Raw genomic sequence first — 23091 nt, 5'->3', positions numbered from 1 at the left:
GCTGCGCGTCACCCCTCCGGCCACCCGCGCGCGCTGGCCGTCGAACGCACCGCACCCGATGACGAGTGCACCACTGCTGATCCGCCGCAGGAGACCTCCGTCATGACCGCCGACACCATGAGCGTGCCCACCGCTCGTTCCACCACCCCGGACGCCCGCCGGGCCGGCACCCGACCGACCCGGGTGATCCGGGCCTCCCGGCCGTCCCGCGCTTCCCGGCCGTCCCGTTCCTCCTTGCCGTTCCACGCCGACCGCGAGACGGCACCCACCTGGATGCGGGTCGTCGGCACGGCGCTGCTCGTCGGCGGCGCCGGCCTGTCCGCCGCCGTGCTCGGCTGGCCGGGGGACGCGCCGGAGGTCGCCCTGCTGGTGCCGGCCCTGCTCGCCGTCGCCCTCGGGTCGCTGCTCCTGCTCGCCCGTGCCGGGTTCACCGTCACCGAGCGGCACGTGACCCTGCACTTCCGTCCGCTCCCGCCGCGGCGCATCCCGCGCCGGCGGATCACCGACGTCCGCCTGGTCGAGGCGGACGCGGCCACCTACGGTGGCGTCGGCCTGCGGATCCGTCGCGGCGTGCGTGCGCTCATCCTCACCCCGGGGCTCGGGATCGAGCTCACGGACGACCGAGGCCGGGTCACGTTCGTCCGCACGCGTCGCCCGGAGGACGCGTTCCGTGCGCTGGCCGGACTGCCGGGCGGCCCGGGAGGCGCGGATCGCGTCGAGCGCGAGCGTCTCGGCTGAGCAGGGACCCGGCTGAGCAGGGACCCGGCTGAGCCGGGAATGGAAGCGGCGTGTGGCGGCTTATACACGCCACTGCCGAATCCGGTCAAGCCGGGACTGGACAGCGCGCCACGGAGCGAACTATGATGACAGTTCGCGCTCCCTGGCATCCGTGTCGTCATATTGCGGTCGACGCAGAGTCTTCAGAACCACCGAGTTCTGAGATGTACAGACTCATCTCGCCCTGGTGCAGCCGGACCCGTATATGGCGGCGGGTACCGCTCACGGAGATCATCCCACACGTGCACCGACGTTCCGCGTCAGGCACGCGTCGGCGTGGTCGCAGGGCTTGCATCTCAGGGTTCGCCGAGCGATCAATCCACTCACCTACACACTGCTCGTCAGTGTCGGCCCGACGGGGCCTACCGGAGGTCACACCCTTGGCTGCTGCGCCCAACGCATCCACCAACCCCAAGAACGGTCGCAACCACTCGCGACTCTCGTTCGCCAAGATCACGGACACCCTCACGGTTCCTGATCTGCTCGCACTCCAGACGGAGAGCTTCGACTGGCTCGTCGGCAACGACGTCTGGAAGGCCCGCCTCGCCGAAGGGCAGGAGCAGGGTCGTACCGACCTCGCGCTGCACTCGGGGCTCGAGGAGATCTTCGAGGAGATCTCCCCGATCGAGGACCTCGGCGAGACCATGCAGCTCTCGTTCACCGCGCCGGAGCTCGAAGACCCGAAGTACTCGATCGACGACTGCAAGGAGCGCGGCAAGACCTACGCCGCTCCGCTGTACGTCAACGCCGAGTTCATGAACCACATGACGGGTGAGATCAAGACGCAGACGGTCTTCATGGGCGACTTCCCGCTCATGACCGAACGCGGCACGTTCATCATCAACGGCACCGAGCGCGTCGTCGTGTCGCAGCTCGTCCGTTCGCCCGGCGTGTACTTCGAGCGCCAGCAGGAGAAGACCTCCGACAAGGACATCTACTCGGCGCGGATCATCCCGTCGCGTGGTGCCTGGCTCGAGTTCGAGATCGACAAGCGCGACCAGGTGGGCGTGCGCATCGACCGCAAGCGCAAGCAGTCCGTGACCGTCTTCCTCAAGGCCCTCGGCCTGACGAGCGAGGAGATCATGGACGAGTTCCAGGGCTTCGCGTCGATCGAGTCGACCCTCGAGAAGGACGCCGTCCTCACGAAGGAAGAGGCGCTCAAGGACATCTACCGCAAGCTCCGTCCGGGCGAGCAGGTCGCTGCCGAGGCCGCGCGTGCGCTCCTCGACAACTTCTACTTCAACCCGAAGCGCTACGACCTGGCGAAGGTCGGCCGCTACAAGGTCAACCGCAAGCTCGGCATGGACGCCCCGCTGTCCGACTCGGTGCTCACCGTCAAGGACATCGTCGCGACGATCAAGTACCTGGTGTCGCTGCACGCTGAGCGCACCACGATCGACGGCGTCCGTGACGGCGAGCCGGTGCAGCTGCGCCTCGACGTGGACGACATCGACCACTTCGGCAACCGTCGCATCCGCGCCGTCGGCGAGCTCATCCAGAACCAGGTCCGCACGGGTCTGTCCCGCATGGAGCGCGTCGTCCGCGAGCGCATGACCACGCAGGACATCGAGGCGATCACGCCCCAGACGCTCATCAACGTGCGTCCGGTCGTCGCCGCGATCAAGGAGTTCTTCGGAACGTCCCAGCTGTCGCAGTTCATGGACCAGAACAACCCGCTCGCCGGCCTGACGCACAAGCGTCGTCTCTCGGCCCTCGGCCCGGGTGGTCTGTCCCGTGAACGTGCCGGCGTCGAGGTCCGTGACGTCCACCCGTCGCACTACGGCCGCATGTGCCCGATCGAGACCCCGGAAGGTCCGAACATCGGCCTGATCGGTTCGCTCGCGTCGTTCGGTCGGATCAACTCCTTCGGCTTCATCGAGACCCCGTACCGTCGCGTCGTCAACGGCGAGGTCACGAAGACCATCGACTACCTCACCGCTTCAGAAGAGGACGACTTCGTCGTCGCGCAGGCCAACGCCCCGCTGACGAACGACTTCCACTTCGCCGACGACAAGGTGCTCGTCCGCAAGAAGGGTGGCGAGGTCGAACTCGTCGCCAAGGACGAGGTCGACTACATGGACGTCTCCCCGCGCCAGATGGTGTCGGTCGCGACGTCGCTCATCCCGTTCCTCGAGCACGACGACGCGAACCGCGCCCTCATGGGTGCGAACATGCAGCGTCAGGCCGTCCCGCTGCTCCGTTCCGAGTCGCCGCTCGTCGGCACCGGCATGGAGGGCTACACGGCCATCGACGCCGGCGACGTCGTCACCGCCGACAAGGCCGGTGTCGTCTCCGAGGTCTCGGCCGACGCCGTCACCCTGCAGCTCGACGAGGGCGGCACGCAGACCTACTACCTGCGCAAGTTCGACCGCTCCAACCAGGGCACGAGCTACAACCACCGCGTCATCGTGTCCGCAGGCGAGCGCGTGGAGCAGGGCGAGGTCATCGCCGACGGTCCCGCGACGGAGAACGGCGAGCTCGCGCTCGGCAAGAACCTCCTCGTCGCGTTCATGCCGTGGGAGGGCTACAACTACGAGGACGCGATGATCCTGTCGCAGAACCTCATCAAGGACGACACGCTCTCCTCGATCCACATCGAGGAGTACGAGGTCGACGCCCGCGACACCAAGCTCGGCAAGGAGGAGATCACCCGTGACCTCCCCAACGTCAGCCCGGACCTGCTGGCCGACCTCGACGAGCGCGGCATCATCCGCATCGGTGCCGAGGTCCGCCCCGGCGACATCCTCGTCGGCAAGGTCACGCCGAAGGGCGAGACCGAGCTGAGCGCCGAGGAGCGTCTGCTCCGTGCCATCTTCAACGAGAAGTCGCGCGAAGTCCGCGACACCTCGCTCAAGGTGCCCCACGGTGAAGAGGGCACGATCATCGGCGTCAAGGTGTTCGACGCGCAGGACGGCGACGACGAGCTCGGCTCGGGCGTCAACCAGCGCGTGGTCGTCTACATCGCCCAGAAGCGCAAGATCACCGCGGGTGACAAGCTCGCCGGTCGTCACGGCAACAAGGGCGTCATCTCGACCATCCTCCCGGTCGAGGACATGCCGTTCCTCGCCGACGGCACCCCCGTCGACATCGTCCTCAACCCGCTCGGCGTCCCCGGCCGCATGAACTTCGGCCAGGTGCTCGAGATCCACCTCGGGTGGCTCGCCAAGCAGGGCTGGAACGTCGAGGGCATCCAGGACTGGGCCGAGAACCTGCCGGAGGCAGCGCACAGCGCCGAGCCCGGCACCAAGGTCGCCACCCCGGTGTTCGACGGTGCGTACGAGCGTGAGATCGAGGGCCTCCTCGACTCGACCCTCCCGAACCGCGACGGCGAGCGCCTGATCGGCTCGTCCGGCAAGGCGCAGCTCTTCGACGGCCGCTCCGGCGAGCCGTTCCCGGAGCCCGTCTCGGTCGGCTACATGTACATCCTCAAGCTGCACCACCTGGTCGACGACAAGATCCACGCGCGTTCGACCGGTCCGTACTCGATGATCACGCAGCAGCCGCTGGGTGGTAAGGCGCAGTTCGGTGGACAGCGATTCGGTGAGATGGAGGTGTGGGCGCTCGAAGCGTACGGCGCCGCCTACGCCCTCCAGGAGCTCCTGACGATCAAGTCCGACGACATCCTCGGCCGCGTGAAGGTCTACGAGGCGATCGTCAAGGGCGAGAACATCCAGGAACCCGGCATCCCCGAGTCCTTCAAGGTCCTCATGAAGGAGATGCAGTCGCTCTGCCTGAACGTCGAGGTCCTCTCGGCCGACGGCCAGGCGGTCAGCCTGCGCGACAACGATGACGAGGTCTTCCGCGCTGCGGAGGAGCTGGGCATCAACATCTCCTCGCGGTTCGAGTCGTCCTCTGTCGACGACATCTGATCCCGCCCGTACATCGAAGCCTGAATCAGCAAGAGAGAAGAACATTGCTCGAAGCAACTTCCTTTGACGCCATTCGGATCGGCCTCGCGACCGCCGAGGACATCCGTCAGTGGTCGTACGGCGAGGTCAAGAAGCCGGAGACCATCAACTACCGCACCCTGAAGCCCGAGAAGGACGGTCTGTTCGGCGAGCAGATCTTCGGTCCTTCCCGCGACTGGGAGTGCGCCTGCGGCAAGTACAAGCGTGTCCGGTTCAAGGGCATCGTCTGCGAGCGCTGCGGCGTCGAGGTCACCAAGTCCTCGGTCCGTCGTGAGCGCATGGGCCACATCGAGCTCGCTGCCCCCGTCACGCACATCTGGTACTTCAAGGGCGTCCCGTCGCGCCTCGGGTACCTCCTCGACATGGCGCCGAAGGACCTCGAGAAGGTCATCTACTTCGCGGCGTACATGATCATCGACATCGATGAAGAGGGCCGTCACGCGGACATGCCGGGTCTCGAGAACGAGATGCGTCTCGAGATCAAGACCCTCGAGGGCCAGCGCGACTCGATCATCGCCGACCGCCTCAAGAAGCTCGAGGACGACCTCGCAGCCCTTGAGGAAGAGGGTGCGAAGGCCGACGTCAAGCGCCGCACCAAGGACACCGCCGAGAAGGAGATGTCCCAGGTCCGCAAGTCGTTCGACGAGGACATCACCCGTCTCGAGCGTGTGTGGGAGGACTTCCGCAACCTCAAGGTGGGCGACCTCAAGCCCGAGGACGCCGTCTTCCACGAGCTCCAGGACCGGTTCGGGATCTACTTCGACGCCTACATGGGCGCCGAGGCGATCAAGCTCCGGCTCGAGGCGTTCGACCTGGCCGCCGAGGCCGAGGCACTGCGTCTGCAGATCGCCGAGGGCAAGGGCCAGAAGAAGATCCGCGCGATCAAGCGTCTGCGCGTCGTCAGCTCCTTCCTCGCCACCGGCAACTCGCCGGCCGCGATGGTGCTCGGCGTCGTGCCGGTCATCCCGCCGGAGCTGCGCCCGATGGTGCAGCTCGACGGTGGCCGTTTCGCCACGTCGGACCTCAACGACCTCTACCGTCGTGTGATCAACCGCAACAACCGTCTCCGCCGCCTGCTCGACCTCGGTGCCCCCGAGATCATCGTGAACAACGAGAAGCGCATGCTGCAGGAAGCGGTCGACGCGCTGTTCGACAACGGTCGTCGTGGACGTCCGGTCACGGGTACCGGCAACCGCGCGCTGAAGTCCCTGAGCGACATGCTCAAGGGCAAGCAGGGTCGTTTCCGCCAGAACCTGCTCGGCAAGCGTGTCGACTACTCGGGCCGTTCGGTCATCATCGTCGGCCCGCAGCTGAAGCTGCACCAGTGCGGTCTGCCCAAGCAGATGGCGCTGGAGCTCTTCAAGCCGTTCGTCATCAAGCGCCTCATCGACCTGTCGCACGCGCAGAACATCAAGTCGGCCAAGCGCATGGTCGAGCGTTCGCGTCCGCAGGTGTGGGACGTGCTCGAGGAGATCATCCGCGAGCGCCCCGTCCTGCTGAACCGTGCGCCGACGCTGCACCGTCTGGGCATCCAGGCGTTCGAGCCGCAGCTCGTCGAGGGCAAGGCCATCCAGCTCCACCCGCTCGTGTGTGCTGCGTTCAACGCGGACTTCGACGGCGACCAGATGGCCGTGCACCTGCCGCTGTCGGTCGAGGCCCAGGCCGAGGCCCGCATCCTGATGCTCGCCTCGAACAACATCCTGAAGCCGTCCGACGGCCGCCCGGTGACCCTGCCCGCACAGGACATGATCATCGGTCTGCACCACCTCACGACCGTCCGCGAGGGCGCCGTGGGCGAGGGCCGTGCGTTCTCGTCGGTGGCCGAGGCGATCCTGGCGAACGACCAGCACACGCTGCACCTCAACGCGATGGTGAAGATCCGCATGACGGGTGTCCACTTCGCCGAGGGTGAAGCACCCGAGGGCTACGAGCAGGGCGACACCGTGCTGCTCGAGACGACCCTGGGCCGTGCGCTCTTCAACGAGACCCTGCCGGCGAACTACCCGTTCGTCCAGAAGGTCACGGACAAGGGCGTGCTCTCCGCGATCGTCAACGACCTCGCCGAGCGCTACTCCAAGACCGAGACGGCCGCTGCGCTGGACCGGATCAAGGACGCCGGCTTCTACTGGGGCACCCGCTCCGGTGTGACCGTCGCCCTGTCGGACGTCGTGACGCCTCCTCGCAAGAAGGAGATCATCGCGGGCTACGAGATCCAGGCCGCCAAGGTGCAGGGCGAGTTCGACAAGGGCCTGATCACCGACTCCGAGCGTCGCGCCGACCTGATCAAGATCTGGACCGAGGCCACGAACGAGATCGCGCAGGAGATGCGCGACAACTTCCCGGTCGACAACACCATCAACCGCATGGTGTCGTCCGGTGCTCGTGGTAACTGGCTCCAGGTCCGCAACATCGCCGGTATGCGTGGTCTGGTGAACAACCCGAAGGGCGAGATCATCGCCCGCCCGATCATCAACTCGTACCGCGAGGGCCTGACCGTGGCGGAGTACTTCATCGCCACCCACGGTGCTCGTAAGGGTCTTGCCGACACCGCGCTCCGTACCGCGGACTCCGGGTACCTCACCCGTCGTCTCGTGGACGTGTCGCAGGACGTCATCATCCGCGAGGACGACTGCGGCACGACGCGTGGCCTCGAGCTGCCGATCGCGACCGTGGACGCCGACGGCAAGCTCGTCCGCGACCCGCGCGTCGAGAACACCGTGTACTCCCGCACCCTGGCCACCGAGGCCGTGGACGCACAGGGCACGGTCGTGGCAGAGGCCGGTGAGGACGTCGGTGACGTGCTGATCGACAAGCTGCTCGCGGCCGGTGTCGAGAGCATCAAGGTGCGCTCGGTCCTGACCTGCGAGTCCGCCGTCGGTGTCTGCGCGAAGTGCTACGGCCGTTCGCTCGCCACGGGCAACCTCGTCGACATCGGCGAGGCGGTCGGCATCATCGCCGCCCAGTCCATCGGTGAGCCCGGTACCCAGCTGACGATGCGTACCTTCCACACGGGTGGTTCGGCCTCGGCCGACGACATCACCCAGGGTCTGCCGCGTGTCACGGAGCTCTTCGAGGCGCGTACCCCCAAGGGCGCGTCCCCGATCGCCGAGGCCCCCGGCCGCGTCGTGGTCGAGGACACGGACAAGGGTCGTCGGATCATCCTCACGCCGGACAACGGCGACGAGCCGTTCATCTACCCGGTGCTCAAGCGTGCGACGCTCCTCATCGAGGACAACCAGCACGTCGAGCTCGGCGAGCAGTTCATCGCCGGCACCGTCGACCCGAAGGAAGTCCTCCGGGTCAAGGGTGTCCGAGAGGTCCAGAAGCACCTGGTCAACGGTGTGCAGGACGTCTACGGCTCGCAGGGTGTGCCGATCCACGACAAGCACATCGAGGTCATCGTCCGCCAGATGCTCCGCAAGGTCACCGTCGTCGACCACGGCGACACCGACCTGCTGCCGGGTGAGCTCGTCGACCGGTCGCGCTACAACGCGCTGAACCGTGCGGCGCTGCAGGAGGGTCGCAAGACCGCCTCGGCTCGCCAGGAGGTCATGGGCATCACGAAGGCGTCCCTCGCGACCGAGTCGTGGCTGTCCGCCGCTTCCTTCCAGGAGACCACCCGCGTGCTCACGCAGGCGGCCATGGAGGGCAAGCAGGACCACCTCGTCGGCCTCAAGGAGAACGTCATCATCGGTAAGCTCATCCCCGCCGGGACGGGCCTCAGCCGGTACCGTGACGTGGACGTGAACGCGACCGAAGAGGCGAAGGCGGAGCGGTACCCCAACCGCATCTTCGCCGACGACTCGTCGTTCTCGGACGCCGACCTGAGCTTCGTCGACTTCGACAGCTTCTCGTCGGACGACTTCACGCCGGGCACGTACAACTGAGCCTGATGTGATCCCATGAAGGCCCCGTCTCCGCAAGGAGGCGGGGCCTTCATCGTGTCGTCACCAGGTGACGGCCTGAAGGCGCGGTGCGGGGCCGCCACGGGCCTCCCGTCCGCCGTGGGGTCGCGGCTAGAGCGCGCGGCCCGCGCCGTTGTCGCGGCCGGAACCGCGACCGGTCTCGTCGACCAGCGAGAACAGGCTCAGCACGTTGCCGTCGGGGTCGCGGACGTCGAACCAGTCGACCGCCCCGTCGACGCACTCGACGGGGCCGATGTCGATGCCGAGCGCGCCGATGCGTGCGTGCTGCGCGGCGACGTCGTCGACGCCGAAGCGGACGCTGACCGGGTTCTCCTCGGCCTGTTCGTCGACGTAGAGCTGGATCCAGATGCCGCCGACCTCGTACTCGGCGACGCCGTCCTCGGGCTCGAGGTCCGGCTCGGTGCGCTCGAAGACCGCGCCGTACCAGAGGCAGGACGCCTCGATGTCGGTGACGGGCAACCCCACGGTCACGCTCGTGATGTCCATGACTCATCATGTGCCCGGGTGGGGGTGTGCGTCGAGAGGGATTCCGCGGTGCCGCGCTGTCCGACCCGCATGGCAGGGTGGGGTGATGGCAACGCTGCGCGAACGGATCCCCGCCCCGACCCAGCTCGAGCTGCCGTCACCCGTGAGCGGCATCGTCTTCCGCCCGGGGTCGCGTGACGACCTGGTGGGCATGCACGCGGTCGCAGTCGCTGCCGCCGCGCTCGACGATCCTCGTGCCCGTCCCTCCACAGCGGACCTCGACCGCTCGTTGTCCACCGAAGGCCTCATCGTCGATCAGGACACGGTCGTCGGCGTCGATGCTGATGGACGTGTGCAGGCCTACGGCATCGTCATCGACGTCCCTTCGCGGGTCACCGCGGCACGGGCGGTGCTCGGCGGTGCCGTCCACCCCCGGTACCGGAGCCGTGGTGTCGGGCGCCGGCTCCTCGCCTGGCAGGTCGGTCGAGCGCGGCAACGGCTCGCCGCGCTCGACATCGACCTTCCCGCGACCCTCGACGTCGGAGGCCGCTCCGGTGCTCCCGTCCTCGCCCTCGCCGAGCGGCTCGGGTTCCGGCCGGTCCGGCACTGGGTCGAGATGGAGCTCGTCTTCGCCGACCATGCCGTCGACGACCTCCCCATGCCCGCGTTCCCCGATGATCTGGTCCTCCGTCGAGCGGCCCCGGACGACATCGAGCCGATGCGAGCCGCCAAGAACGACGCCTTCCGCGACCACTGGGGCTCGCAGCCGATGGTCGCGTCCGACTGGCGGGGCTTCCTCACCGCACCGAAGAGTCGGCTCGACCTGTCCCGACTCGTGGTCGATCCCCTGGGCAACGTGCTCGCGTTCGCCGTCGTCGAGGTCGATCCGGACGGGTTCGCCGCACGCGGACGGGCGTTCGGCTCCGTGCACTGGGTGGGGGTCGTCCGTTCGGCGCGTGGTCGCGGCTTGGCGCCGCTCGTGCTCGGCGCTGCACTCGCGGCGATGCGAGCGGACGGGCTGTCGGCTGCGGTGCTGGACGTCGACACCGAGAACCCGAGCGGCGCGGCCCGGATCTACGAGCGCCTTGGATTCGCCCGGGGCGAGGTCCACGTCACGGCCGCGTTGTCCCTCTGACCGGGGCCGAACGGGTCGTGGACCCCAGTTCTGGGTGCAGCCAGACCCCCTCCGCCCCCTCTTTCTGGGACTGCGGTCGGCGAGGGCGCCAGAAGTAGCGTGGTCGGGCGCCACATCCCTGGTGGTGCATCACCCGACGACGTCTCGCCGTGCGCGAGTCCAAGGAGGCACGGGACTCATGGCGACCCTGTCCGAGATCCTCATCCTGAACGGCGCGCTTCCGATCGAGCACCTCGATGCGATGACGGGCGACGAGGACCTCGACGAGCGCGCGATCCGGGGCCTGGTCGACCAGGGCGTCGTGAGCGAGGCCCAGTTCATCACGGCGCGGGCCGCGTCGAACAACTCGCGCACCGTGCCGCTCAGCGACTACCCGGTCGACGGCACCGCCGTGTCGATCCTGCCGGCCGCACTCTGCCGTCGCCACGGCGTGCTCGGTGTCGGGTTCGAGGGCGACCTCCTCATCCTCGCGATGGTGAACCCCACGAACGTGCTCGCGATCGACGACGCCCGCACCGCCTCGGGCCGCACGATCAAGCCGCTGCAGGTCGAGGAGCGCGACCTCGTCGCTGCCCTCGACCGGTACCTGCGCGCCGACGACGAACTGAACGACCTCACGTCGTCGCTGGAAGAAGAAGCGTCGACGACCTCGAATGCGCAGGTCGACATCGCCGACGGTGCCCTCGACGACGTCCCGATCGTCCGCTTCGTGAACCTGCTCGTGTCGCAGGCCATCCAGGACCACGCATCCGACATCCACATCGAGCCGGGCGAGCACGAGGTCCGGATCCGGTACCGCATCGACGGCGTGCTGCACGAGATGGCGCCGGCGCCGAAGAACATCCAGAACGGTGTGATCAGCCGTCTGAAGATCATGAGCGACATCGACATCGCCGAACGTCGCAAGCCGCAGGACGGCCGCATGTCGGTGCGGCACGGCGGCCGGCAGATCGACCTCCGCGTCGCGACGCTGCCCACCGTGTGGGGCGAGAAGGTCGTCATGCGGATCCTCGACAACACGAACACCTCGCTGACCCTCAAGGACCTCAACCTCCTCGAGCAGAACTTCCAGGCGTACCAGCGGTCCTACTCGAAGCCGTACGGCATGATCCTGGTCACCGGTCCCACCGGTTCGGGCAAGTCAACGACGCTGTACACGACCCTCAACGCCGTGGCGAAGCCCGAGATCAACGTCATCACGGTGGAGGACCCGGTCGAGTACCGGATGGCCGGCATCAACCAGGTGCAGGTCAACCCGAAGGCCGGCCTGACGTTCGCGTCCGCGCTCCGCTCGATCCTCCGGTCCGACCCCGACGTCGTGCTGCTCGGCGAGATCCGCGACCACGAGACCGCCCAGATCGCGATCGAGGCGTCGCTCACCGGGCACCTCGTGCTCTCGACCCTGCACACCAACGACGCGCCGTCGGCCGTGACCCGCCTGACCGAGATGGACATCGAGCCGTTCCTGGTCGGATCCGCCCTCGACTCCGTCGTCGCCCAGCGACTCGCACGCCGGCTGTGCGACCGGTGCAAGGCGCCAGCCGTGTACGAGATCGAGCAGCTCCAGGCGCTCGGGTTCCTGGCCCCCGGCGACGAGATGCCCGCGTTCTTCGCCCCGGTCGGCTGCGCGGTGTGCTCCAACACGGGGTACCGCGGGCGCATCGCGCTGCATGAGGTCATGACCGTGACCGAGGAGATCGAGCGGCTCGCCGTCGGTCGCGCCTCGAGCGCGGAGATCAGTCGCGTCGCCCAGCAGCAGGGCATGCTCACGCTCCGCCAGGACGGCTTCGAGAAGGTCAAGCTCGGCATGACGAGCGTCGACGAGATCCTGCGCGTCGTCGCGTGACCGGGGAACAGGACGAGCAGATGACCGACTCCGTGTACGACATCACCATGCCCGGCGACGAGCCCGTCGCCGGATGGCACCCCGGCACCCCCGGCGCCGAGGTCGGCTCCCGCCGTGCCGCGCGTCTGGCCGCGGCCGCTGCCGCCCCGCCGGAGCAGGTCTACGACCTGACGGACGACTCGGCGCTGTGGCCCGCGCCCACCGGCACGCCCGTGGCCAGCTCGGTCACCGGGCCCGTGGGTGGTCCGGTCGCTGCGCCCGTGGCGCAGTCCGCCACCGCTCCGGCGACGCCGCCCGCCGCGGTGCCGTCGTCGACCGCCACCTACGGGTACGCCGAGCCGACGACCCAGCAGCTGCCGGCCATGGCGTACAGCGGCGCCCACCACGCCGCACCGGCGGCACCGGCTCCGGTTCCCGCCCCCGCCGCTGCGTCGGCTGGTGACATCGACTTCGCCCGGCACGCGCGTGAAGTCGCCGACCCCGACCTCATCACCGCACTGGCGCAGGTCGTCTACCAGGGGGCCTCCGACCTGCACGTCACGGCCGACGCCCCGCCCACCGTCCGCGTCGACGGCTCGCTCCGGCCGGCCGTGCCCGGAGGCGCGTGGTCGCGTGGCAAGGTCATCGCGGCACTCAAGACGCTGCTGTCCGTCGAACAGGCCGGGCAGTTCGACCACGACCAGGAGCTCGACTTCGCGTACTCGCTGTCGCCGGAGTACCGCTTCCGTGTGAACTACTACCAGCAGCGCGGCAACTGGGGCGCGGCGTTCCGCATCATCCCCACCAGGATCAAGACGCTCAAGCAGCTCGGCATCCCCGCGCACGTCGGTGACTTCGCCGGCCTGCCCCGTGGCCTGGTCCTCGTCACCGGCCCGACCGGCTCGGGCAAGTCGACCACCCTCGCCGCGCTCATCGACCTGGTCAACGAGAGCCGTGCTGACCACATCGTGACGGTCGAGGACCCGATCGAGTTCATGCACGACCACAAGCGGTCGATCATCAACCAGCGCGAGGTCGGCGCCGACACCCGCTCCTTCGCCTCCGCGCTCAAGCACGTGCTGCGGCAGGACCCCGACGTCATCCTGATCGGTGAGCTCCGCGACCTCGAGACCATCTCCGTCGCGCTCACCGCTGCCGAGACCGGCCACCTGGTGTTCGCCACCCTGCACACGCAGAGCGCACCCGGCACGATCGACCGCGTCATCGACGTCTTCCCGCCGCACCAGCAGGGACAGATCCGCACCCAGCTCGCGGCCACCCTGCAGGGTGTCGTCTGCCAGACCCTCGTCCCGAAGGCCAACGGCGTCGGCCGGGTCGTCGCCACCGAGATCATGACGATCACCCCGGCCATCGGCAACCTCATCCGCGAGGGCAAGACGTACCAGATCACCTCTGCCATGCAGGCCGGCCGTGACCTCGGCATGCACACCATGGACCAGAACCTCGCCGAACTGGTCAACGTCGGCACCATCTCGCGCAAGGCCGCGATGGAGAAGGTGCACGACGAAGAGGGCTTCGACCGGCTCGTCCAGCGCGTCGAGTCCCCGTCCGACTCCTCGGCCGCCGCGATCGCCGCCAGCGGCATCGACTTCGGCGACAAGTTCTCCGGAGGCTACTGATGTCACTCGCGTTCGACTACCGCGGGCGTGACGGCGCCGGCAAGCTCGTGAAGGGCCGCCTCGACGCCGCGTCCGAAGGGGCCGTCGTCCAGCGTCTCCGGGGGATGGGCGTCTCCCCGATCGCGATCACCGAGGCGAAGGCCGGCACCGGGCTGCAGACCGAGATCAAGATCCCCGGGTTCGAGAAGGGCGTCGGGCTCAAGGACCTCGCGATCATGTCGCGGCAGGCCTCGACGATGCTCACCTCGGGGCTCTCGCTCCTGCGGACCCTCACGATCCTGTCCGACCAGACCGAGAACAAGAAGCTCAAGGACATCCTCGGCAAGGTCCGCGACGACGTGGAGCGCGGCGTCTCGTTCTCCGACGCCGTCGCGAAGTACCCGGTCGACTTCCCGCCGATCATGATCAACATGATCCGTGCGGGGGAGACCGGCGGGTTCCTCGACCAGGCCATGGACTCCATCGCGACGAACTTCGAGAAGGAGCACAAGCTCCGCTCGACGATCAAGTCGGCGATGACCTACCCGGTGGTCGTGCTGTGCATGTCACTCGCCGCCGTCGTGATCATGCTCATCTTCATCGTCCCGATCTTCCAGGACATGTTCTCGTCGCTCGGCGGAACGCTCCCGCTGCCGACGCAGATCCTCGTCTCCCTCTCGCACGCCATGCGGTACGTCGCGATCCCGCTCGCGATCGTCGTCGTGCTGGCGTGGCTCTGGTGGCGGGCGAACAAGAACACCGAACGCGTCCGGGCGTTCATCGATCCGATCACCTTGAAACTGCCGGTCTTCGGCCCGCTGCAGAAGAAGATCGTCATCGCTCGGTTCGCGCGCAACTTCTCGAACATGATCGGCGCGGGTGTTCCCATTCTGCAGGCATTGCGGATCGTCGGGGAAGTGTCGAATAACTTCGTCGTGAAGCGTGCGCTCGACAATGTTGCCGAGGCTGTTCGGAAAGGCGAATCGATCGCCGTCCCGCTCGCCGCGCAACCGGTGTTTCCGGCAATGGTGACGCAAATGGTCGCGGTTGGGGAAGACGCCGGATCGCTCGAGATCATGCTCGAGAAGATCGCGGTGTTCTACGACGCCGAGGTCGAGGCCACCACGGATGCCCTGACCTCGCTGATCGAGCCGCTGCTCATCGCGTTCCTGGGCGTGGTGGTGGGCGGGATGATCATCGCGCTCTACATGCCGATCTTCCAGATCACGAACGTGGTGCAGAACGCTTCGTAGCCATTCCACCCCCGTGTGGGGGCAATGCCGATTTCGAGCATCCCCCGCACTGGGGGTGTTTTGCGTCTGGAATGGCCCCCGTTCTCGGGATTGGCCCCCCGATGCGCTCCGAATACGCTGACATCCGGCGGCCGAGCAAGCCCCGAAATCATCCCCGACATTCCCTGCAGAATGGAAACAACCATGTACTTCGCTCTCATGGGCAAGCTCGACGCTCGCCGCAAGGGTCTCCTGAAGGACGGCGAGAAGGGCTTCACGCTCATCGAGCTCCTCGTCGTCGTCATCATCATCGGCATCCTCGCCGCGATCGCCATCCCGGTGTACATCGGTGTCCAGAACAACGCCAAGGACTCGGCCGTCAAGTCGGATCTTGCCAACGTCAAGACTGCAATCGTGAGCGTCGCTTCCCAGGGCGACGGTTCGTTCCCGGCAACGCTCACCCAGGCTCAGCTGACCGCTGGAGAGTACGCCAGCGCCGGTTCGACCAAGGGTGCCAGCACGAAGACACTCAGCTACACGAAGACGACAAACGGATTCTGTGTACAGGCGGTGAGCACGACTGCCGACACCAAGATCTTCAACGCCACCGACACGACTGGTGTCGCTTCCGGAGCCTGCGCCTCCTGAGCAGGTGTGGTGTGGGCACACACCGTGGTGCCCACACTCACGTTCTCACCGGTTCGCCAATGGAGAGGGACGCCATGATCTCGCGCATCGCCGAGCGACTGCGTTCCGCCCGTGAGAACGAGGCCGGCTTCACGATCGTCGAGGTGATGGTCGCCATGACGATCTTCGCTCTGATCGCCGCCGGCATCGCCGCCGGCATCACCGCTTCTCTCGTGCTCTCGAAGGACACCCGTGCCCGGGAGGTCGCGTCGACGATCGCGATGGAGGACATCGACGGCCTCCGCGACCTCCCGAGCATCTTCGACATCAAGAGCGGTACCGATTCGCCGAAGGTCGGTAACCAGACCTTCGCCCTCACGCGCAAGGTGTCGTGGACCCGGTCCTCGGGAAGCGCGACGGCCTGCGGCACCGGCGAAGGCGTGCTGTCCTACAAAGCCGTCACCGTCACGGTCAGCTGGAAGACGAGTGCATCGTCGTCCGGCTCGCAGCAGGTCACGATGTCGAGCGCCATCGCTCCGTTGACGAACATCAACTCGGACAGCACGGGTTCGATCCTGATCGGGGTCACGAACGCGAACGGCGTCGGGGTTTCCGGGATCATCCCGACGGTCACCGGCCCGGACGGGGTCACCATGCCCGCGACCGATGACGAGGGGTGCACCTACGTCTCCGGAGTCGCTCCGGGCACGTATTCGGTGAAGATCGCTCGGAGCGGCTACGTCGACTCGAGCCAGCAGGTCAGCCCGTCATCGCAGACGATCACCGTCGCTGCGGGCGCCTCCGGGGCTGCGGCGTTCAGCTTCGACGTGGCAGCGAGGTACACGTTCACGTACACGTCCACCCCGGACGTGGGCGCGATGCTCCCCACCAACATGCCGACGACGCTCATCAACCCGACCTCCGGCACCACCCAACTGACGAACACCGCCGGGTCGGCGTCGCTGTTCCCGTACGGGAGCTACCGGGTGGTCGCCGGGTCGTACGTCGTCGACGCGTCGGGTACCTCGTCGTCGACCTGTCTCAGCCCGGAGCCGGGGTCCTGGACGACCCCGAATGCGAAGTCGAAGGTCGGGACACCCTCGGAGCCCTTGAACAACAAGGCGACGATCACCGTGCAGATGGGGGCGGTCAAGCTCTCGGGTCTGACGGCGGGCAAGTTCCTGACCGCGAAGACGACGACGCCCGTGAACGGCGACCCGGGCTGTGCCGCAGGGATGACCCTGCAGTTCCCGAAGCTCGCAGCGGGCACTGCGTCGATCGCGTTGCCGTGGGGGACCTGGAAGATCTACTCCGGGGACACGGCCGGATCCACCACGAACGCCCTCGCCCTCACGAACGAGAACGCCGCGATGGTCACGAACGGCGCCGTCCGGAGTGGTGCCGTGATGGTCGATCCCAGGCCGGTCAGCTGATGCGGGCGATCATCCGTCGTCTCCACTCGGAGCAACGGGGCATCACGCTCGTCGAGCTCCTCGTGGCGATGCTCGTCACGTCACTGCTGCTCACGTTGGTCGGGAGCTTCTTCGTCTCGATGATCAAGGCCCAGCGGACGGTGTCGTCGGTCAACGACAGCACGCGGCAGGGCACGACCTCCATGACGCAGGTGAGCCGGTACCTGCGTGAAGCGTCCCGCGTGCAGCTGACGAAGACGACGAACCTGGCGGCGTTCGAGAGTGCGACGGCGACGAGCATGCGGTTCTACTCCGGCGTCGACCTCTCCACGTCCCGGGCTGGGCTCACCAAGGTCACGATCGACACGCAGGGCACGAAGCTCCGCATGCAGCTCCAGCGCGGCGACTGCCCGGCGAACGGGTACTGCGCGTTCACCGGCACGACGAAGACCATCGTGCTGGCCGACGTCATCCGGACGAGCGCCGGCACCAGCCCGCTGTTCAGCTACCGGAACGCCGCCGGTGGCGTCGTCACCCCGACAGCCGCAACCCTCGACTCGATCCGATCGGTCGACGTGGCCCTCACGGTCGGATCCGTGACGGGGACGACCGCGAACGACACCACCTTCCAAGCGAACATCAACCTGCGCAACCTCGACTACGGCGCAGCGACGGAGTCATGATGCTCATCCGACTTGTCCGTGCCCTCCGCAGCCGTGACGACGAACGTGGCGTGGCGCTCGCCGCGGTCATCGGCCTCGGCGCGGTGCTCATGATCGTGCTCTCGCTGGTGGTCGCGACCGCGACGAGCGGCGCGACGAAGGCGTCGAACGACGACGACTACAACAAGGCGATGGCTGCGGCGTACGCCGGCCTGTCGGACTACCAGGGACGTCTCGCGGCGGACAACGCGTACGTGAGGTACGGGGTGCGGACCCCGTTCTCGGGCGAGAGCACGTACTCCACGGACACCGTGAACAAGGCCTTCGGAACGACCGTGGGCGGGACCTGGGCGCCGGTCGTGGGGAGCACCGATCAGTTCTACCGGTACGAGGTCGACAACTCCGCCTACGCGAACACCGGCAAGGTCCGTCTCCGTGTCACCGGCAAGGCGGGCGACGCGACCCGGACGCTCGTCGTCGACCTGCGCGGTGACGGCTTCGTGAACTACCTCTGGTTCACGAACTACGAGTCGCAGGACCCCGCCCTCACCGGTGAGACCACCACGACGGCGACTGGCGCTGCGACGACGACGCGGTGTACCTCCGCGCACCGCAACGACAGAAACTGGAACTACTACACCAGCTGCGACGCGGTGCAGTTCGGAGCGGGTGACACGCTCGACGGCCCCGTCCGGACGAACGACGTCATCACCGCCTGCGGTGCGACGTTCAACCAGGCCGTGTACGACACCGGAGCAGACGACTTCTTCTACACGAGCAAGGAGACGAAGGTCGACTCGTCGTGCCGGACCTCGACGAAGTTCAACGGCGGTCGGATTAAGAACAGGGGCACCCTCCCGATGCCGAGCACGAACGCAAACATGAAGCAGGAGGCACGGACGGACATCTCCGACAAGGTCGCGAAGCCCGGCTGCATCTACACCGGGCCGACGTCGATCACCTTCCTGTCCGGTGGCAAGATGCGCGTCGTCTCACCGTGGACGAAGAAGACACAGCTCTCCGGGGCCGCGAACGGCACGATCACCAGCGGCAGCACGAACGACGCACTCTGCGGATCGGTCTCGGCGCTGACCGGTGCGGGAGCGGTCATCCCGACCCTGCCGTCGAACCTGGTCTTCGTGCAGACGGTCCCGAGCGCAAGCGGAGACCCCAACTACTGGGCGCCCAACACGACACCGCCCCCGGGCGGAACCGTGAACGGGACCGTGAACGCCGGTTCGCCGGTCTACTGCCAGCAGAACGTGAAGGACGCCAGCGGCAAGACCACCTCTGACTACGGGAACGGACTCGGCTACCCGAAGAGCAACGAGTTCACCGGCAGCCTCGGTGACTCCGGGTACTACGGATGCCGGAACGGCGACGCCTTCGTGTCGGGTTCGTTCGGAGGGCAGATGACCCTGGCCGCTGAGAATTTCGTCTACGTGACCGGGAGCATCGTCTACCAGAACGGGCGTAGCTCGGACGACATGCTCGGCCTCGTGGGGCAGCGAGCAGTGTCCGTCTACAACCCCATTTCGTGCTCCTCCGGGACGGGCAGCACGTGCTCCCCTTCGTCGGGTTCGTCCACCAACCTCGCCCCGACCCGGAACATCGAGATCGATGCCGCCATCGCGAGCAACCTCGGCACCTTCAACGTGCAGAACAGCGCGTTCGGGTCGAACCTCGGGGTCCTGACGATCTACGGTTCGATCGCGCAGCAGTTCCGTGGGTCGGTGCGGACCTCGTACGGTTCGTACCTCACCGGCTACGCGAAGGCGTACGCGTACGACACCAGGCTGAAGACCTCGGCCCCGCCGAAGTTCCTACAGCCCGTGTCGACGACGTACGGCGTGACGACCGAGACCGAGTCGGCCACGGCATTCCGCGCCGACGGCACCCCGACGGGGAAGTGACCGTGACTCCCTTCGCCGCTGTGGCGCCCCTCGTCGCCGTGCTGGTCGGTGTGCTCGGCCTCGCGATCGGGTCGTTCCTGAACGTCGTCGTCCACCGGGTGCCCGCGGGCATGTCCGTCGTCGTGCCGGCCAGCTCCTGCCCCGGGTGCGGCCACGAGATCCGTCGCCGCGACAACGTGCCCGTGGTCTCCTGGCTCGTCCTGCGTGCACGGTGTCGCGACTGTGGGGCGCCCATCTCGGTCCGGTACCCGCTCGTCGAAGCCGCCACGGGCCTCCTCTTCGTCGCGGTGACCCTGCTCTCGGTACTCGCATCGTGGTCGACGCTGGCTGCACCGGACGGCGTCCCCGGAACAATCCGCGCTGCGATCCTGCTCGTCGCACTCCTGTACCTGATGGCGATCAGCATCTCGTTGACGCTCATCGACCTCGACACCCACACGTTGCCGAACCGGATCGTGCTGCCGGCCTACATCGTGTTGCCCGTGCTCCTGCTGGCGGCGTCGGCGGTGTCCGGCGACTGGGGTGCCGCGCTCCGGGGGCTCATCGGCCTGGTCGTCCTCGGTGGCACCTACCTCGCGCTCGCGCTGGCCGTGCCCGGCGGGATGGGGCTCGGGGACGTCAAGCTCGCCGCCGTGCTCGGCCTCGTGCTCGCGTACCTCGGATGGGGACCCCTCGCAGTGGGTTCTTTCGCGGCGTTCCTGCTCGGAGGTACCTTCGCAGTCGTCCTCCTGGTCGTGCGCCGGGCGGGCCGTCGCAGCGGGATCCCGTTCGGCCCCTGGATGCTCGCAGGTGCCTGGCTCGGCATCGCCGTCGGTGCCCCCGCCTGGGACGGCTACCTGCGCCTCCTCGGACTCGCCTGACGCCTCGTCGCGCGCTGACCCACCAGACCGACCCGAAGACGGTCACGGAAGGACCACCCATGTCGAAGAGCATCGTGGGCGTCGACATCGGCGCCGCCGCGATCCGTGCTGTCGAGGTCCAGGACGCCGACAAGCCGAGGCCGACGATCCTGCGGTTCGCGGAGGTCCCCGTGCCCCCGGGCGCGACGAAGCAGGGGGAGGTGCTCGAGCCGAACACCGTCGCGGGTGCGCTCCGACAGCTCTGGTCGCTCGGGCGCTTCCGTTCGAAGGACGTCGTGCTCGGCATGGGCAACCAGCGGGTGCTGTCGCGCGACCTCACGGTCCCGAAGGCCCCCATCGCGCAGATCCGCGAATCGTTGCCCTTCCAGGTGCAGGACATGCTCCCGGTGCCCGTGGGCGACGCCATCCTCGACTTCTACCCGACGAGTGAGGAGACGGGGGAGAACGGCCCCACCGTGAGCGGTCTCCTCGTCGCCGCGGTGAAGGACGCCGTGCTCGCCAACATCCGTGCGGTGCAGAACGCGGGCCTCAAGCCGGTCGGCGTCGACCTCATCCCGTTCGCCCTGGCACGCGTGCTGGCACCGGCGAACCGGTCTGGCACGGTCGCCATCGTCGAGTGCGGCGGCAACACGACGACCGTCGTCATCGTCACCGACGGCGTCCCGAAGTTCGTCCGCATCGTGCCGACCGGCGGTGACGACATCACGCGACTCCTCGCCGGCCGGCTGACGATCGACGAGGGAGCGGCCGAAGCTGTCAAACGCCACCTCGGCATGGATCCGGAGCGGGCTCGGACGGGCGACGACGCGCTCGCGGTGGCGGCGGTCCGCGAGACGATGGGCGAACTGCTCTCCAGCCTCCGCAACACCGTCAACTACTTCGTCAACACACACCCCGCCGAACCCGTCGGCGAGATCCTGCTCTGCGGTGGTGCAGCTGCGTTGCCCGGCTTCGCCGCAGCGCTCTCGGAGTTCACCCGGACGCCCGTCCGGTTCGGGGCACCGTTCGCCAACGTCGCGCTCGCGAAGTCCATCCGGGTCGAAGACCTGCACGCACACGGGGCTTCCATCGCGGTCGCATGGGGACTCGCCGCGGGAGGGAAGGCAGCATGAGCCAGACGACCAGGTCGAAGCCCTCGCGTGCTGGACGGAGTCGCCGCCGAGGAGCGGCGCCCGACCCCGCCCTGCGTGTCGCCGCCGAGACTGCCGAGCGCGTCAAGCGCCAGCGTCGCACCGCCCCCAACGAGATCGTCGTCGGCGGCCGCCCCAGCGTCGACCTCCTGCCCACCGAGGTCCTCGCCGACCGACGCAGTCGCCGTGTCGTCCGTCGGATGTGGGCCGGCGTCGTCCTCGTGGCGATCGTGGTCGGGATCGCGACCGCCGGCGCCAGCCTCCTGTCCAGCCAGGCCCACGACGACCTGACCCACGCGCAGGAGGAGACCCTGTCGCTCCTGCAGCAGCAGGCGAACTACCGCGAGGTCCGGGACACGGAGGCCGGTACCGCGCTGCGAGAAGCCGCGCAGTCGGTCGGTGGGGCCACGGAGATCGCCTGGCAGCCGTACCTCGCTTCGCTGAAGGCGTCGCTCCCCGCGGGCGTCGAGATCACCGGCGTCGCGATCGACTCCGCCACGCCGCTGGAGACCTACGCGCAGGCCGACACCCCGCTCCAGGGGCAGCGTGTCGCGACCCTGACCATTGACGCGCAGAGTCCGACGCTGCCGTCCGTTCCGTCGTGGCTCGATGCCGTCAAGGGGCTCAAGGGCTTCGTCGACGCGACCGCGAACTCGGTCACGCTCGACCCGACGACCGGTACCTACACCGTGAACATGACGATCCACGTCGACCAGGCCGCCTTCGACGGCAAGTACCAGGACAAGGGCGAGTGAGATGACCCGCAACCGACTCAACATGCTCCTCGCCGTCGTGGCGATGGTCGTGGTGGCGCTCGCGGGGTTCTTCCTCGGTGTGCAGCCACATCTCGCACAGGCCGCGAGTGACCGCACCGACCAGGTGACGGTGGACGCGACGAACCGGACGACGGCGGAGGAGCTCGCACGGCTCAAGGACCGGGCGGAGTCCCTCCCGAAGCTCAAGGCGGAGCTCGCCGCACTCACCGCCTCGGTGCCCTCGAGCGCGAGCATGTCGTCGTTCTACGGCGCGGTCGACAGCGTGGCCGCGAAGGCTGGCGTGAAGGTGTCGGCGATCACGACCTCGGACGCCGTTGCCTACACCGCGCCCGCCGCCGCGACCGACGCGGCGGCCGAAGCCACCGATGGCGCGACCGCCGAACCGACCACCGGTGCGGCCGACGGAGCGACGGCACCGCTGACGGATCCCGCGATCTCGGCCGCCAACTTCTCGGCCATCCCCGTCTCGGTGTCGGTCGACGGGTCGTTCGACCAGGCCCTGTCCTTCGTCGGGGGCATGCAGGACGGCGCTCGGCTCTTCCTCGTCACCACGGTGTCCTCCTCCGTCTCGCAGGACTCCACCGACCCTGCCGCGGCGGCTGCGACGACGTGGACGTTCGGTGGCTACGTGTACGTCCTTACCGCCGGGTCGGACACCGCCGCGAAGGGTTGAACCCGCCCCCACTGACCGGGGCCGGCCACGCCACGCCGACCCCACTTCCGCGACACCCGTCGTTGTGATTACGATGCACCAGACGCCGTGATCGCGGCTGCTCATCCCCTCTCGAACGGTCGGCTCGAATCGGCCGTTCCTCGTCGTGCCC

Annotated in this window: 16 protein-coding genes; 15 read left to right on the top strand and 1 reads right to left on the bottom strand. The window is 67.8% G+C overall.

From position 1 onward, the window contains the following. The first annotated feature begins 102 nt into the window (after nt 1-102). The 3 genes from DEI85_RS16045 to rpoC all read left to right on the top strand — a co-directional run bounded on the left by DEI85_RS16045 (nt 103) and on the right by rpoC (nt 8572). A complete protein-coding gene (locus tag DEI85_RS16045) occupies nt 103-738 on the top strand; it encodes a hypothetical protein (RefSeq protein WP_111090909.1) in 636 nt (211 codons plus the stop codon). Between the two features lie 419 nt (nt 739-1157). After that, nucleotides 1158-4646 carry a DNA-directed RNA polymerase subunit beta gene (gene rpoB / locus DEI85_RS16040; RefSeq protein WP_110859483.1) on the top strand — a complete coding sequence of 1163 codons (3489 nt, stop codon included), beginning with the start codon at nt 1158-1160 and terminating at the stop codon, nt 4644-4646. A 44-nt stretch (nt 4647-4690) separates the two neighbouring features. Continuing rightward, a complete protein-coding gene (gene rpoC, locus DEI85_RS16035) occupies nt 4691-8572 on the top strand; it encodes a DNA-directed RNA polymerase subunit beta' (RefSeq protein ID WP_110859484.1) in 3882 nt (1293 codons plus the stop codon). Between the two features lie 129 nt (nt 8573-8701). Here the strand turns inward: rpoC and DEI85_RS16030 are convergent, their stop codons facing one another. Further along, nucleotides 8702-9097 (bottom strand): VOC family protein, encoded by a 396-nt coding sequence (locus DEI85_RS16030; RefSeq protein WP_017885546.1) that lies wholly within the window; start codon nt 9095-9097, stop codon nt 8702-8704. An 85-nt stretch (nt 9098-9182) separates the two neighbouring features. Here DEI85_RS16030 and DEI85_RS16025 point away from each other — a divergent pair, with 85 nt between their 5' ends. The 12 genes from DEI85_RS16025 (at nt 9183) to DEI85_RS15970 (ending at nt 22940) form a co-directional block, all read left to right on the top strand. Further along, nucleotides 9183-10211 carry a GNAT family N-acetyltransferase gene (locus DEI85_RS16025; RefSeq protein ID WP_111123204.1) on the top strand — a complete coding sequence of 343 codons (1029 nt, stop codon included), beginning with the start codon at nt 9183-9185 and terminating at the stop codon, nt 10209-10211. 178 nt (nt 10212-10389) lie between these two features. Next, a complete protein-coding gene (locus tag DEI85_RS16020) occupies nt 10390-12057 on the top strand; it encodes a GspE/PulE family protein (RefSeq protein ID WP_110859486.1) in 1668 nt (555 codons plus the stop codon). Continuing rightward, nucleotides 12054-13676: a type IV pilus twitching motility protein PilT gene (locus DEI85_RS16015; RefSeq protein WP_284183439.1), complete on the top strand. Its 1623-nt coding sequence runs from the start codon at nt 12054-12056 to the stop codon at nt 13674-13676. Before DEI85_RS16020 ends, DEI85_RS16015 begins: the two co-directional genes overlap by 4 nt. Then, nucleotides 13676-14908 (top strand): type II secretion system F family protein, encoded by a 1233-nt coding sequence (locus tag DEI85_RS16010; protein WP_111123205.1) that lies wholly within the window; start codon nt 13676-13678, stop codon nt 14906-14908. Before DEI85_RS16015 ends, DEI85_RS16010 begins: the two co-directional genes overlap by 1 nt. A 198-nt stretch (nt 14909-15106) precedes the next feature. Then, the gene (locus DEI85_RS16005) at nt 15107-15535 is read left to right on the top strand and encodes a type II secretion system protein (RefSeq protein WP_284183438.1); all 429 of its coding nucleotides are present in this window, start codon (nt 15107-15109) and stop codon (nt 15533-15535) included. Between the two features lie 74 nt (nt 15536-15609). Further along, entirely contained in the window at nt 15610-16947 is a 1338-nt protein-coding gene (locus DEI85_RS16000; protein WP_181436313.1) for a prepilin-type N-terminal cleavage/methylation domain-containing protein, read from the top strand. Next, nucleotides 16947-17609 (top strand): prepilin-type N-terminal cleavage/methylation domain-containing protein, encoded by a 663-nt coding sequence (locus DEI85_RS15995; protein WP_111123207.1) that lies wholly within the window; start codon nt 16947-16949, stop codon nt 17607-17609. Before DEI85_RS16000 ends, DEI85_RS15995 begins: the two co-directional genes overlap by 1 nt. Then, nucleotides 17609-19501, top strand: a complete 1893-nt coding sequence (locus DEI85_RS15990; RefSeq protein WP_111123208.1) for a pilus assembly PilX family protein — start codon at nt 17609-17611, stop codon at nt 19499-19501. Before DEI85_RS15995 ends, DEI85_RS15990 begins: the two co-directional genes overlap by 1 nt. After that, complete coding sequence (locus DEI85_RS15985; RefSeq protein WP_502868680.1) at nt 19498-20361, top strand: prepilin peptidase; 864 nt, start codon at nt 19498-19500, stop codon at nt 20359-20361. The genes DEI85_RS15990 and DEI85_RS15985 overlap by 4 nt, the downstream gene beginning before the upstream one ends. Before the next feature lie 59 nt (nt 20362-20420). Next, a complete protein-coding gene (pilM, locus tag DEI85_RS15980) occupies nt 20421-21473 on the top strand; it encodes a type IV pilus assembly protein PilM (RefSeq protein WP_111123209.1) in 1053 nt (350 codons plus the stop codon). Beyond that, complete coding sequence (locus DEI85_RS15975; RefSeq protein ID WP_111123210.1) at nt 21470-22246, top strand: PilN family protein; 777 nt, start codon at nt 21470-21472, stop codon at nt 22244-22246. Before pilM ends, DEI85_RS15975 begins: the two co-directional genes overlap by 4 nt. Before the next feature lies 1 nt (nt 22247). Beyond that, the gene (locus DEI85_RS15970; RefSeq protein ID WP_111123211.1) at nt 22248-22940 is read left to right on the top strand and encodes a hypothetical protein; all 693 of its coding nucleotides are present in this window, start codon (nt 22248-22250) and stop codon (nt 22938-22940) included. The last annotated feature ends 151 nt before the right edge of the window (nt 22941-23091 follow it).

It is taken from the genome of Curtobacterium sp. MCBD17_026, from assembly GCF_003234895.2.
Taxonomy (GTDB): Bacteria; Actinomycetota; Actinomycetes; order Actinomycetales; family Microbacteriaceae; genus Curtobacterium; species Curtobacterium flaccumfaciens.
This window is presented reverse-complemented; position numbering and strand designations above follow the sequence as displayed.

Coding starts and splice junctions, on each gene's coding strand:
- DEI85_RS16045 (WP_111090909.1), top strand. CDS start 103: ATGACCGCCGACACCATGAGCGTGCCCACCGCTCGTTCCACCACCCCG.
- DEI85_RS16030 (WP_017885546.1), bottom strand. CDS start 9,097: ATGGACATCACGAGCGTGACCGTGGGGTTGCCCGTCACCGACATCGAG.
- DEI85_RS16025 (WP_111123204.1), top strand. CDS start 9,183: ATGGCAACGCTGCGCGAACGGATCCCCGCCCCGACCCAGCTCGAGCTG.
- DEI85_RS16020 (WP_110859486.1), top strand. CDS start 10,390: ATGGCGACCCTGTCCGAGATCCTCATCCTGAACGGCGCGCTTCCGATC.
- DEI85_RS16010 (WP_111123205.1), top strand. CDS start 13,676: ATGTCACTCGCGTTCGACTACCGCGGGCGTGACGGCGCCGGCAAGCTC.
- DEI85_RS16005 (WP_284183438.1), top strand. CDS start 15,107: ATGGGCAAGCTCGACGCTCGCCGCAAGGGTCTCCTGAAGGACGGCGAG.
- DEI85_RS16000 (WP_181436313.1), top strand. CDS start 15,610: ATGATCTCGCGCATCGCCGAGCGACTGCGTTCCGCCCGTGAGAACGAG.
- DEI85_RS15995 (WP_111123207.1), top strand. CDS start 16,947: ATGCGGGCGATCATCCGTCGTCTCCACTCGGAGCAACGGGGCATCACG.
- DEI85_RS15990 (WP_111123208.1), top strand. CDS start 17,609: ATGCTCATCCGACTTGTCCGTGCCCTCCGCAGCCGTGACGACGAACGT.
- pilM (WP_111123209.1), top strand. CDS start 20,421: ATGTCGAAGAGCATCGTGGGCGTCGACATCGGCGCCGCCGCGATCCGT.
- DEI85_RS15975 (WP_111123210.1), top strand. CDS start 21,470: ATGAGCCAGACGACCAGGTCGAAGCCCTCGCGTGCTGGACGGAGTCGC.
- DEI85_RS15970 (WP_111123211.1), top strand. CDS start 22,248: ATGACCCGCAACCGACTCAACATGCTCCTCGCCGTCGTGGCGATGGTC.